Here is an 11859-nt window from a genome sequence, read left to right as displayed (position 1 = left end):
GCGGGGTCCGCCCCGCTGCTATAGTCCGCGCCCATCGTCATCGGGTCGAGGTAGCGACCCCCAACCGGCTGCGCAACGCCTGATGTCCTCTCCCGTCCTCCGCATCGGCACCCGCCGCTCGAAACTGGCCCTGGCCCAGTCGGGCATGATGCAGCGCGCCATCGCCGCCGCCATGGGTCTGCCGGTCGAGGCGGTCGAACTGGTCGAGATCGTCACCACCGGCGACCGCGTTCAGGATCGACGGCTGCTGGAGATCGGCGGCAAGGCCCTGTTCACCAAGGAGATCGAGGAGGCCCTGCTGGACGGCCGCATCGACCTCGCCGTCCATTCGATGAAGGACGTCCCGGCCGAGCAGCCGCCCGGCCTGACCCTGGCCGCCATCCCGGAGCGCGAGGACGCCTCCGACGCCTTCATCTCCACCCATTATCCGTCCTTCGCCGACCTGCCCGCCGGCGCCCGGCTCGGCACCGCCAGCCTCCGGCGTCAGGCCCAGGCCCTGGCCCTGCGTCCCGACCTGAAGATCGAGATGCTGCGCGGCAATGTCGACACCCGGCTGAAGCGTCAGGCGGACGGGGATTTCGAGGCCATCCTCCTGGCCACGGCCGGGCTGAACCGGCTGGGCCTGTCCGAGGTCATCCGCGAGCGGCTGTCGCTCGACGACTTCCTGCCCGCCCCGGGACAGGGGGCCCTGGCCCTGCAGACCCGCGAGGGCGAGACGGATGCAGACTGGGTTCAGGCCCTGAACCACCCGCTGACCGCCCTGGCTGTCGCCGCCGAGCGGGGCGCCATGGTGGCGCTGGAGGGGTCGTGCCGCACGGCTGTCGGCGCCCACGCCCGGATCGACGACGGCGTCCTGACCCTGACCACCGAAATGCTGGCCCCCGACGGCTCGACCCGCTGGCGCCGCTCGGGCACCCTGGTCGAGGCCGGATCGTCCGGGGCAGAGGCCGCCGCCCGCATCCTCGGCGAACGTCTGGGCCAGGAGGTCCACGCCGCCGCCGGCGACCAACAGGTCGAGGTCTGAGCGCGCCGGTGAGCAGCGGGGCGAAAGTCTGGGTCACCCGCGCCCAGCCCGGCGCCGCGCGCACCGCCGCCCGCCTGCTCGACAGGGGGCTGGATCCGGTGATCGCGCCCCTGATCGCCATCCGCCCCCTGACGCCCGCCCTGCCGGACGCCTCCGGTTTCGACGGCCTGATCTTCACCAGCCGAAACGGCGTGGCGATGTTCGCGGACCTCGGCCCACCCCCGAACGCTTTCGACCTGCCGGTGTTCACGGTGGGAGGGGCGACGGCCGAGGCGGCAAGACAGGCTGGGTTCGCGCGGGTCCGTTCCGCCGATGGCGACGTGCATGCTCTGGCCCATTTGATCCGGGATGAGACGCCGGGCGCGCGCCTTCTGCATCCCGGGGCGCTCCAGCCCGCCGGCGATCTGGGCGGCGCGCTCGCGGGCATTTCGCAGGTCGTCAGCCTGCCCGTCTATGAGGCCGTGGCGTCGGACCTCCCGCCGCCCGCCGACTTCGACGTCGTCCTGATCCATTCGCCCCGCGCAGCCCGCGAACTGGCCGCGCGCCTGCCGGTCGATCGTGCCGCACGCCGTGTCGCCATCGCCCTCTCGGCCGCAGCCGCCGCCCCGCTGGCGGACCTGGGCTTCGCCGCCGTCGGCATCGCCGAAACGCCCGATGAAACCGCCCTGCTCGACGCCTTGCAGGCAACGCTTGGCAAGCCGCCCATCCGCGTATAAAGAGCCCTCCTCGCGCCGGACCAAGCGGTCCACGCGCCCGGGGCCGCTTTAGCTCAGCCGGTAGAGCACATCATTCGTAATGATGGGGTCAGGTGTTCGAGTCACCTAAGCGGCACCACCTTCTTCTCGCAGACTCAGACTTACGGGCGGGTCTCTAGCTGAGCCTGTCGGCCTTGCGCAGGCCCGGGAACATCCAGGCCCATAGGCCCGTGGCGACCAGGGCGCCGCAGCCGCCGAACACCGCCGCGCCGACGGCGCCCAGAATGCGGACCATCAGGCCGCAATAGGCCTCGCCCAGCTCGTTCGACGCGCCGATGAACAGCATAGAGACCGATGACACCCGGCCGCGCATGTGATCGGGCGTCGCGAGCTGGATCAGGGTCTGGCGGACATTGACGCTGATCATGTCGGCCGCCCCGCCGATGAACAGGGCGAAGCCGGACAGCCAGACCACGCGCGACAGGCCGAAGGTCAGGGTGGCCAGGCCGAAGGCCGCCACCGCCGCGAACATCCATCGCCCGCCGTTCCGGACGATCGGGAAACGGCTGAGATAGACGGCCATCAGCAGGGCCCCGACCCCGAACGAGGCGCGCAAAAGGCCGAAGCCGACGGCCCCGACATGCAGGATGTCGCGGGCGAAGATCGGCGTCAGCAGGGCCACCCCGGCCAGCAGGACGACGGCGAGATCGAGAGAGATGGCGCCCAGCACGATCTTGGTCTTCCAGACATAGGCCAGCCCCTCCTTGACCGCCGCCAGGGCCCGGGGCGGCGCCTCGGTCAGGATCGGCTTGCCCGAGGTGCGGATGAAGATGAAGGCGGCGGCGGCCAGGAGGAACATGCCCAGGGACACGGCATAGGCCAGGGGCACGTTGAAGCCGACGATCACCCCGCCGAGCGCAGGCCCGGCGATGGCGCCGGTCTGGAAGGCGATGGACTGGGCGGCGATGGCGGGCGGCAGGGCGCGGCGTCCCACCACCATCGGCAGGAAGGACTGGCTGGCCGGAGCGAGGAAGGCCCGCGCCGCGCCGAACACAGTGGCCGTGGCCAGAAGGCCCCACAATGGCGGCGACCCGTGGATCGCCATCAGGAGGAAACTCAGGGCGCAGGAGGCCTCGACCAGCACAGAGATCCACACGGTCTGCTTGCGGTCGCGCCGGTCCGCCATGGCCCCGGCCGGCAGGGTGAAGGCCAGCAAAGGCAGGAACTGGCAGAGGCCGACGAGGCCCAGATAGAGGCTGGCCTGCTCGATCGGGTGGTCGCGCCGGGCGATCTCATAGACCTGCCACAACAAGGCCGAGGACTGGATCTGGATGGCCAGAACGGCGACCACACGACCCACCCACAACAGGCGGAAGTCGCGAATGCCCCAGGGACTCTCCGGCTCCCCCTCGGGCGGGCGCGGCGGGACGGGCTTGGCGGTGTCGAGGGTCTCGGTCACGGCGGCTGGTCTTATCGGGGGTGCGACGTCCCGTCACGGTGAAAATGAGGTCGGCGGCTCATCGCATCCTGGACGGGGAGCACACTGTCAGGGCGCGCCGCGACGCTCCCAGTATCGGCTCGATGTGTCGGGTATCAGCGGTTCCCAGCACGCCAGAAGCTTCGACACGACCTGGTGGCCCCAGACCTGATAGGAATGACCGTCAACCGCCGTGTTCACGCCTTCCGAGAGGACGATCAAACGGGTTTCAAACCCGTCCTTCATCGTGGGCTCGATGGGGATGGTCCCTCCCCGGCTCACGACCGGGGCGGGGCGGGGCATGTCGCGGAACGCCGTGACGACCTCGTCCACCGCCGGGCATTCGCTGGCCGTCACATGGTCCGAGCCCCGCTCTGAGACCCGGCTGGCGGACCAGATTCGCGTCGGTTCCGATCCGCCGTCCGGCGTGTAGGGCCGGACGCTCTCCAGGGTAATCGTGTGCGGCAGGGTGTGATCCCGATCACCGTGCACCTCGATGGTGATATGATGAACATCTCGGTGGGATATGACCTGGCTGGCCGCCACGCCGCCGAGCACGGCCGAGATGGCGATCGCTCCAGCGATCTCCTGCTTGAAGCTCAAGGCGCACGCTCCATCCAGACGCCGGCCGGTCGCCGTCGCAAAACCCTACCTCACCCGCGCCTCGGCGTCTTCGGATAGGGCGTCCCGTCCCGGTGGAAATAGCGGTCGGCGCCCCGGGGCAGGACCATGTCGATGCCGGGATAGTCCGCGCCGTCGCCGCCGGGCGTCCGGGTTCCGACCTCCAGCAGGACCGCCTCGCCGTCGGAGCGGTTTTCGATCCTGTGGCCGTTGGGGACGCCGGCCTTGAACCCGGCGCAGTCCCCGGCTCGCAGCACCGTCTCGCCGTCTTCCTCGACCAGAACCACCTCGCCCTGGACCACCCAGACGAACTCATCCTCGGTCTCATGCCAGTGGCGCTGAGAGGACCAAACCCCGGCGGGCAGGCGCAGCAGGTTGACGCCGAACTGGTCCAGGCCGACCGCATCGCCCAGCCGCCACCGTCGGCGCGGCAGGCAGGGACCGGCGAATTCGTCGGGATAGCTCGTCCCGTGGCCCGTGGGGGCGGTGTCGATGTCGATCTTCGGCATGGCGGTCGGTTGCACCCCGTGGCTGAACGCCTAAAGCATAGGCCCATGACCGCCGACGCCGCCATATCCCCGATCGCCGTTATCGACCCCGTCGAGCTGACCCGCGACCTGATCCGCCGTCCCTCCGTCACCCCGGCGGACGCGGGGGCCATGGACACGCTCCAGCGCGTCCTGACCGATCTCGGTTTCACCTGCCGCCGCATGGCCTTCGAGGGGCCCGGCGGCGCGGGGGCCCATGCGCGGATCGAGAACCTTTACGCCCGGCGCGGGACGGCCTCGCCCAACCTCTGTTTCGCCGGCCATACCGACGTGGTGCCGACAGGCGCAGCCGAGGGCTGGTCCGCCGATCCCTTCGCCGCCGAGGTGAAGGACGGCGTCCTCTACGGCCGGGGCGCGGTGGACATGAAGGGGGGCATCGCCGCCTGGGTGGCCGCCGTCTCGCGCGTGCTGGCGGAAGGCGAGCGCAATGACGCCGAACTGGGGGGCTCGCTGTCCTTCCTCATCACCGGCGACGAGGAGGGCCCGGCCCTGCACGGCACCAAACGGGTGGTCGAGGCCCTGATGGCCGAGGGGGAGGTCATCGACGCCTGCGTCGTCGGCGAACCGTCGTCGCAGCAACAGCTCGGCGACATGATAAAAATCGGCCGGCGCGGCTCGCTCAACACCTGGATCACCGTCCACGGCAAACAGGGCCACGTCGCCTATCCCGACCGCGCCGCCAATCCGGCGCCGGTGCTTGTGCGCCTGCTGGCGGCGCTGGACGCCCATGTGCTGGACGACGGCTATGAGGCCTTCCAGCCGTCCAACATCGAGATCACCACCGTCGACATCGGCAACCCGGCCACCAACGTCATTCCGGCCGAGGCCCGTGCGCGGCTGAACATCCGCTTCAACCCCAGCCATACCGGCGACGGCCTGATCGCCTGGCTGAACGCCGAGGCGGGCCGGGTCCAGGCCGAGACGGGGCTGCAGATTTCCTTGGAGCACATGTGTTCGGGCGAGGCCTTCCTCACCGAACACGGCGCCTTCGTCACGGCGGTGCAGGACGCCGTGGAGGCTGAGCTCGGCCGCCGCCCCGAGGCCTCGACCACCGGCGGCACCTCCGACGCCCGCTTCATCCGCGCCCTGTGTCCGGTGCTGGAGCTGGGCCTCGTCGGCCAGACGATGCACCAGTTCGACGAACGGGTTCCGACCGCCGAGCTCGAGGCCCTGACCGGCGTCTATGCGCGGGTGATCCGGTCGGTCCTGTCGGCGACCTGACGGAGGTCAGAGAAACCGCGCGATCAGATCCAGCGCCAGGACCGCGCCGCCGAACATGGCCAGGAAGGCGATCAGGAAAAAGATCGCCTCGCGCCACGGCCCGCCGCGTCGCTTGAGTTTCGGCGCCGCCAGCTTCACCGGCAGATCCCGCATGGCCTTCGCCTCCCGACCCCACACGGTCGCAGGCGGAAGTTTCGTCCGTATGCGGTTTCTCGGCCCTGAACAGACAGGGTTTACGGCGTCAACGTCGTTCACCTTCCCCTTTTCCCCTGCCTGCCTCACAAGACCGCGATGACCGACCTCAGCCCTGACCCCTCCATTCACGTCGTCGGCGCCGGCCCGGCCGGGCTGATGGCGGCCGAGCGGCTGGCGCAGGCGGGGCGCAAGGTCGTGGTTCACGAGCGCATGCCGTCCGTGGCGCGCAAGTTCCTGATGGCCGGGCGGGGCGGGTTGAACCTGACCCATTCCGAGGACGCCGGAGCCTTCCTCGGCCGCTATGACGACCGCAGCGCCGCCGTCGCCCCCTGGCTGGAGGCCTTCACCGCCGCCGACCTGATCGAGTGGGCCGAGGGGCTGGGCCAGCCGGTCTTCACCGGCTCGTCCGGGCGGGTCTTCCCCAGGGCGATGAAGGCCTCGCCCCTGCTGCGGGCCTGGCTGGCCCGGCTGGCCGACCTCGGGGTCGAGATCCGCACCCGCTCGGTCTGGACAGGCTGGCGCGACGGCGAACTGGCCTTCGACACGCCCCACGGCGAGCGGCTCGAACGCCCCGCCGCCGTTGTGCTGGCGCTGGGCGGCGCCAGCTGGCCCCGGCTGGGGTCGCAGGGCGAGTGGACAGGATGGATCGAGGCGGCGGGCGCCACGGTCGCTCCCTTCCGACCGGCCAACGCCGGTTTCGATGTCGACTGGTCGCCGATCCTGATCGAGCGGTTCGCAGGCCAGCCGTTGAAGCCCGTCGCCCTGACATTTGGCGACACGACCGTGCGCGGCGAGATGATCCTGACTCGCTATGGCGTCGAGGGCGGCGCGGTCTACGCCCTGTCCCAGCCCTTGCGCGAAGCCATCACGACGGTCGGGTCCACGACCCTGACCGTCGACCTGCGGCCTGACCTGTCGCTGGAGGCCCTGAGCGAACGGCTGGCGAAGCCGCGCAAGGCCAAGGACAGCACGACCAACTGGCTGCGCAAGGCCGCCGGCCTGTCGCCCGCCGCCATCGGCCTGCTGCGCGAGATCCCCGGCGACCTGCCGACCGGCGCCGACAAGCTGGCCCGGCGCATCAAGGCCGTGCGGCTGAAGCTCACGGGCATGCAGGGGCTGGACCGGGCCATCTCCTCGGCCGGGGGCGTGACCTTCGACGCCGTGGACGAGCGGCTGATGCTGACAGCCCTGCCCGGCGTCTTCGTCGCGGGAGAGATGCTGGACTGGGAGGCACCGACCGGCGGCTATCTGCTGCAGGCGACGATGGCCTCGGGCGTCGTCGCCGCGAACGGCGTGCTGGACTGGCTCGCGACGAGCGCCTCGGCTAGGACCGGCGCATGACCGAGATTTCCGGCCTCTGCCCGCCCCGCTTCGCCGCCGTGAAGGACGCCTTCGCCGCCAACTTCACCGACGCGCCCGAGGGGCTGAACGAACAGGCGGCCCGGTTCTCGGCCGTCATCGGCGGCGAGACGGTCATCGACTTGATCGGCGGTCTGGCCGATCCGCGCGCCGGAGCCGCCTATGACGCCCGGACCCTGACGCCGGTCTTCTCGACCGGAAAAGCGGTGATGGCCCTGCTGATCGCCTCCTGCGTCGAGCGCGGCCTCTTGGACTACGACCAGCGCGTCGCCGACCTCTGGCCCGCCTATGGCGCCGCCGGCAAACAGGACGTCACCGTGGCCCAACTCATGAGCCATCAGGACGGCCTGCCCGGCTTCACCGGCGGGGTCGAGCCCGAGATCTGGTTCGATCGTCAGGGCGTGCTGGACCGGCTGGCGGCCCAGGCCCCGATGTGGCCGCCGGGCACGGCCAGCGGCTATCACCCCATCACCATCGGCTATCTGGCCGGCGAACTGTTCCGCCTCGCCGACGGCCGCAGTCTGGGGACGGCCTTGAAGGAAGACTTCCGTGACCGCTTCGGCCTCGACCTCTGGGTCGGCCTGCCCGAGAGCGAGCATGACCGGGTGGCGGTGCTGAAGAAGCCCTCGGCCGCCCCCGACCTCGGCGTTATCGACGACATCAAGCGCTCGGCCTTCCTCGACCGGGGCTCGGCGCCCGGCGGGCGAGGCTCCAGGGACTGGCGCGAGGCCGAGATCCCCTCGGCCAACCTGCACGGCACGGCCCTCGATCTGGCCCGGATCATGGGCATCGTCGCCAATGACGGGGTTCTGGACGGCCAGGCCATCCTTTCGCCCGACGTGGTCGATCAGGCGACCACCGAACGCATTCGGGGTCAGGACAAGGTGCTGCCCTTCGTCATCAGCTGGGCCGCCGGCTTCACCCGCAACGCCGGGCTGAACATCTTCGGGCCCAACCCGGACGCGGTGGGCCACTGCGGCTGGGGCGGAAGCTGCGCCTTCGCCGACGCCGACGCTCGCGTGTCCGCCGCCTACGTCATGACCCGCCAGTCATCCCACCTGCTGGGCGACCCGAGAGCCCAACGCCTGATCGACGCCCTCTATTCGGCGCTCTGAGACCCGGCCGCCGCCGGGGCGGTCAGCCCGCCGACGACGCCGGCGAGGATCGCGCATCCGGCGCAGACGAACATCACGGCCTGGAACGCGCGGTGAAAGGCGTCGATGCCCCCGGAATCTACCGCAGAACCGGCCATGACCCGCCCCAGAAGCTCCCGGGCATGGTCCGCGTCGAGGTCGATCGTAAGGGAAAAGACGGCTGACAGGAGCAGCCCCAGCAGAGCGACGGCCAGCAACCCCGCGACCCGCGCCACCGCATTGTTGACGCCCGAGGCTATGCCCGTGTGTCCCGGCTCCACCGCCCCCATGACCGCCGCGGTGAGTGGGCCGACGGCGAGCGTCATGCCGATCGCCATGACCGTCATGCCAGCCAGCGGTCCGGTCGCATAGCCGGCGTCTGGCGACATCAGGGCCAGCAGGATCAGGCCCGCTCCGGCGAGAACAGGCCCGAGGCCCAACGACAGCCTGGCCCCGAAGCGGTCCGCGATCCGCCCCGCCAGACCCGAGAACAGGCCCATGATGACGGCGAAGGGCAGCATCGCCGTCCCTGCTCCGGTCGCCGACCAGCCGTGCACGCGGATGAGTTCATAGGGCAGGAAGAACATCGCTCCGGCCAGCGCGAAGTAGAGCAGCAGCGTCAGAAGGTTGACCCCGCTGAACACGGACGACCGGAACAGGGTCAGCGGCATCATCGGATGCGTCTCCCGCGCCTCGGCCCACAGGAAGGCGCCGAGGACCAGCGCACCCCCGACCAGAGAGCCGATGATCCACGGGCTGGTCATGCCCAGATCGGGCGCCGCCGTCAGCCCCCAGGTGACGGCCCCGAGCCCAAGCACCGCGAGGATGGCGCCGAGGCCATCCAGCCCCCTGGCGTCGTCGTCACGGCTCTCCGGTACGACTCTCAGCGTGATGAACATGGCGATCGCGGCCAAGGGCAGGTTGATCCAGAAGATGGCGCGCCAGTCGGCGTGATCGGCCAGCCAGCCGCCGACCAGAGGCCCGATCATGCCGAACAGGGCCCCGGCCCCGGCCCAAGTCCCGAAGGCCTTGCCGCGCTCCTCAGGTGGAAAGGTCGCGCCGATCAGGGCCAGGGCTCCCGGCGTCAGCAGGGCCGCTCCGACACCCTGGATCGCTCGCGCCCCAATCAGCGTCTCGACCGTCGGCGACAGGCCGCACGCCGCCGAGGCCGCGGCGAAGACCGCGACGCCGATCAGAAAGACCCTGCGCCGCCCGAAGCGGTCGCCGGCGGCTCCACCGATCAGGACAAGGGCGCCCAGGGTCAGAAGATAGGCGTTCGACACCCATTGGGCGGCCGCGGGCCCTGCGCCGAGATCGCGCTGGATCGAGGGCAGGGCGACGCCCAGGGCCGATCCGTCGATGAAGGTCAAACTGGATCCCAGCACGGTCGCCGCGAGGATCCAGCGCTTGTGCGTCGCGGTCAGGGCGTCGGTCATGGTGGCGAAGCTAGACCGGTTACGGCGTGAGGCGAAGAGGATCGACGGCTAGATCGGCTCGGCGGCCGCGATGGCCTGACGCGCCGCGCGTGACCGGCGCCAGGCGCCCAGGGCGAAGACCCCGGCCCCGGCCCAGATGAAGGCGAAACTGATCCCCCTCAGCAGGGTGAAGTGTTCGCCCGACCAGACGCCCACGGCGAACTGCAGCGTGGGCGCCAGGAACTGGATGAAGCCAATGGTCGACAGGGGCAGCCGACGCGCCGCCGAGGAGAACAGCACCAGCGGCAACACCGTCGCCAGACCGCTGGACAGGGCCCAGATCAGGCCGCTCGTCGAGGCGAAGCCGACACCGCCCTGCCCATGGGTCTCCAGCCAGACCAGCAGGGCGAGACCAAGGGGCAGCAGGACCAGGCATTCCACGAACAGCCCCGTCGCCGCGTCTGCGGCCACCCGCTTGCGGATCACCCCATAGGCGCAGAAGCTGAACGCCAGGATGAGAGACAGAACCGGCAGATGACCCAGGGCGACCGTCTGCACCGCCACCCCCACCGCGGCCAGGACGATGGCCGCCACGCCCCACCGATCCATCCGCTCACGGAACAACACCGCGCCCACGGCGATGTTCATCAGGGGGTTGATGTAATAGCCGAGGCTCGCCTCCAGCGTCGCATGATGGGTCGTCGCCCAGACGTAGACGCCCCAGTTGATTGCGATCAGCAGGGCCGACAGGGCCAGCCAGCCCAGGGTGCGGACGTCGCCCAGCACCCTCCTCGCCGCGCTCCACTGGCCCAGAGCCAGCACCAGGGCTCCGGCCACGAAGACCGACCAGACGGCCCGGTGCGCCAGGATCTCGGGCGCGCCGAAACCCGCATGGGCCATGGCCATGAACAGCAGGGGCATCAGCCCCCAGAGGGAATAGCAGGCCACGGCCGTCAGGACGGCGCGGCCGTTCGGCGCGTCGGAGGGAGACATGGGCAGGTTCCTTTGGGCGTCGGCGGCTCAGGCCGACCGACGCCCGGAAGGGGATCAGACGGTGATCGAACGATAGCCGCTGGAGGACTTGATCGTGCCGGTCTCGTCCAGCAGCTGTGCGATCTGGACGGCGTTCAGGGCGGCGCCCTTGCGCAGGTTGTCCGACACCACCCAGAAGACCAGGCCGTTTTCGACCGTGTGGTCCTTGCGGATGCGCGAGACATAGACGGCATGCTCGCCGGCCGCGTCCACCGGCGTGATGTAGCCGTCGTGCTCGTGCTTATCGACCACCAGAACGCCCGGCGCCTCGCGCAGGATGGCGCGCGCCTCGTCCGGGCTGATGGGGCGATCGAACTCCACCGTCACGGCCTCCGAGTGACCGACGAAGACGGGCACGCGGACGCAGGTGACCGTCAGCTTGATCTCGGGGTCCATCATCTTGTGGACCTCGTTCCACATCTTGGCCTCCTCGTCGGTATAGCCGTCATCGTTGAAGGCGCCGATGAAGGGGATGACGTTGCAGGCGATCTGCTTGGGGAACTTCTTGGGCTTGGCGTCGCCGAGGCCATAGATGGCCTTGGTCTGGTTCCACAGCTCGTCCATGCCCTCCTTGCCCGCGCCGGAGACCGACTGATAGGTCGCGACCACGACGCGCTTGATCTTGGCGGCGTCGTGCAGGGGCTTGAGCGCCACGACCAGCTGGGCCGTCGAGCAGTTGGGGTTGGCGATGATATTCTTCTTATGCGCGTCCTTGACCGCGTCCGGGTTCACCTCGGGCACGATCAGCGGCACGTCCGGGTCCTTGCGGAAGGCCGAGGAGTTGTCGATGACGATGGGGCCCAGCTTGCCGATCTTCTCGGACCAGGCGCGCGACACGTCGCCGCCGGCCGACATCAGGACGATGTCGACGCTCGAGAAGTCGAAGCTCTCGATGTCTTCGCACTTGATGGTCTTGTCGCCCCAGGCGACCTCGACGCCCTTGGATTTTCGCGAGGCGATCGCATGCATCTTGTCGACGGGGAAGTTCAGTTCCTCGAGGATGGTCAGCATTTCCCGGCCGACATTGCCGGTGGCGCCCACGATGGCGACGCGATAGCCCATGATCATATTCCCTTCGGCCGCCGTCTTCGGCGGGGTGCAGGGGATTTAGCCCTTCGCAGCCGCGAAGCAATGGTTTT

12 protein-coding genes and 1 tRNA gene are annotated in these 11859 nt (G+C 69.9%); 6 read left to right on the top strand and 7 right to left on the bottom strand.

Annotated elements, in window-relative coordinates:
* Positions 1–79: 79 nt before the first annotated feature.
* The 3 genes from hemC to ACT6QK_RS04420 all read left to right on the top strand — a co-directional run bounded on the left by hemC (position 80) and on the right by ACT6QK_RS04420 (position 1858).
* On the top strand, positions 80–1024 hold the full coding sequence (gene hemC / locus ACT6QK_RS04430; protein WP_444596600.1) for a hydroxymethylbilane synthase: 945 nt from the start codon (positions 80–82) through the stop codon (positions 1022–1024).
* Positions 1025–1032: 8 nt separating this feature from the next.
* Positions 1033–1740, top strand: a complete 708-nt coding sequence (locus ACT6QK_RS04425; RefSeq protein ID WP_444596596.1) for a uroporphyrinogen-III synthase — start codon at positions 1033–1035, stop codon at positions 1738–1740.
* 42 nt (positions 1741–1782) lie between these two features.
* Positions 1783–1858, top strand: a tRNA-Thr gene (locus ACT6QK_RS04420).
* Positions 1859–1894: 36 nt separating this feature from the next.
* Here the strand turns inward: ACT6QK_RS04420 and ACT6QK_RS04415 are convergent.
* The 3 genes from ACT6QK_RS04415 to ACT6QK_RS04405 form a co-directional block, all read right to left on the bottom strand.
* The gene (locus ACT6QK_RS04415) at positions 1895–3178 is read right to left on the bottom strand and encodes an MFS transporter (RefSeq protein ID WP_444596595.1); all 1284 of its coding nucleotides are present in this window, start codon (positions 3176–3178) and stop codon (positions 1895–1897) included.
* 87 nt (positions 3179–3265) lie between these two features.
* Positions 3266–3799 (bottom strand): hypothetical protein, encoded by a 534-nt coding sequence (locus ACT6QK_RS04410; RefSeq protein ID WP_444596594.1) that lies wholly within the window; start codon positions 3797–3799, stop codon positions 3266–3268.
* A 50-nt stretch (positions 3800–3849) separates the two neighbouring features.
* Positions 3850–4326, bottom strand: coding sequence for a cupin domain-containing protein (locus tag ACT6QK_RS04405; RefSeq protein ID WP_444596593.1), 477 nt, complete (start codon positions 4324–4326; stop codon positions 3850–3852).
* A 45-nt stretch (positions 4327–4371) separates the two neighbouring features.
* On the opposite strand from ACT6QK_RS04405, the gene dapE reads away from it, so the two are divergent.
* On the top strand, positions 4372–5586 hold the full coding sequence (gene dapE, locus ACT6QK_RS04400) for a succinyl-diaminopimelate desuccinylase (protein WP_444596592.1): 1215 nt from the start codon (positions 4372–4374) through the stop codon (positions 5584–5586).
* A gap of 6 nt (positions 5587–5592) precedes the next feature.
* Here the strand turns inward: dapE and ACT6QK_RS04395 are convergent, their stop codons facing one another.
* On the bottom strand, positions 5593–5739 hold the full coding sequence (locus tag ACT6QK_RS04395; RefSeq protein WP_444596591.1) for a hypothetical protein: 147 nt from the start codon (positions 5737–5739) through the stop codon (positions 5593–5595).
* Between the two features lie 138 nt (positions 5740–5877).
* On the opposite strand from ACT6QK_RS04395, the gene ACT6QK_RS04390 reads away from it, so the two are divergent.
* A complete protein-coding gene (locus ACT6QK_RS04390; protein ID WP_444596590.1) occupies positions 5878–7122 on the top strand; it encodes an NAD(P)/FAD-dependent oxidoreductase in 1245 nt (414 codons plus the stop codon).
* Entirely contained in the window at positions 7119–8255 is a 1137-nt protein-coding gene (locus ACT6QK_RS04385; RefSeq protein WP_444596589.1) for a serine hydrolase domain-containing protein, read from the top strand. Before ACT6QK_RS04390 ends, ACT6QK_RS04385 begins: the two co-directional genes overlap by 4 nt.
* Here ACT6QK_RS04385 and ACT6QK_RS04380 read toward each other — a convergent pair.
* Genes ACT6QK_RS04380 through ACT6QK_RS04370 form a run of 3 tightly spaced genes read right to left on the bottom strand, consistent with a single transcriptional unit; the run spans position 8240 to position 11782 of the window.
* A complete protein-coding gene (locus ACT6QK_RS04380) occupies positions 8240–9709 on the bottom strand; it encodes an MFS transporter (protein WP_444596588.1) in 1470 nt (489 codons plus the stop codon). The two genes, ACT6QK_RS04385 and ACT6QK_RS04380, sit on opposite strands and share 16 nt — an antisense overlap.
* Before the next feature lie 48 nt (positions 9710–9757).
* Positions 9758–10681 carry an EamA family transporter RarD gene (gene rarD, locus ACT6QK_RS04375; protein ID WP_444596587.1) on the bottom strand — a complete coding sequence of 308 codons (924 nt, stop codon included), beginning with the start codon at positions 10679–10681 and terminating at the stop codon, positions 9758–9760.
* 54 nt (positions 10682–10735) lie between these two features.
* Positions 10736–11782: an aspartate-semialdehyde dehydrogenase gene (locus tag ACT6QK_RS04370; protein WP_444596586.1), complete on the bottom strand. Its 1047-nt coding sequence runs from the start codon at positions 11780–11782 to the stop codon at positions 10736–10738.
* Positions 11783–11859 lie beyond the last annotated feature (77 nt).

Source organism: Brevundimonas sp., assembly GCF_052436175.1.
Classification (GTDB): domain Bacteria; phylum Pseudomonadota; class Alphaproteobacteria; order Caulobacterales; family Caulobacteraceae; genus Brevundimonas.
Note: the sequence above shows the minus strand (reverse complement) of the source record. Positions and strands in the feature narration are given on the sequence as shown.

Coding starts and splice junctions, on each gene's coding strand:
- ACT6QK_RS04405 (WP_444596593.1), bottom strand. CDS start 4,326: ATGCCGAAGATCGACATCGACACCGCCCCCACGGGCCACGGGACGAGC.
- dapE (WP_444596592.1), top strand. CDS start 4,372: ATGACCGCCGACGCCGCCATATCCCCGATCGCCGTTATCGACCCCGTC.
- ACT6QK_RS04395 (WP_444596591.1), bottom strand. CDS start 5,739: ATGCGGGATCTGCCGGTGAAGCTGGCGGCGCCGAAACTCAAGCGACGC.
- ACT6QK_RS04390 (WP_444596590.1), top strand. CDS start 5,878: ATGACCGACCTCAGCCCTGACCCCTCCATTCACGTCGTCGGCGCCGGC.
- ACT6QK_RS04385 (WP_444596589.1), top strand. CDS start 7,119: ATGACCGAGATTTCCGGCCTCTGCCCGCCCCGCTTCGCCGCCGTGAAG.
- ACT6QK_RS04380 (WP_444596588.1), bottom strand. CDS start 9,709: ATGACCGACGCCCTGACCGCGACGCACAAGCGCTGGATCCTCGCGGCG.
- rarD (WP_444596587.1), bottom strand. CDS start 10,681: ATGTCTCCCTCCGACGCGCCGAACGGCCGCGCCGTCCTGACGGCCGTG.
- ACT6QK_RS04370 (WP_444596586.1), bottom strand. CDS start 11,782: ATGGGCTATCGCGTCGCCATCGTGGGCGCCACCGGCAATGTCGGCCGG.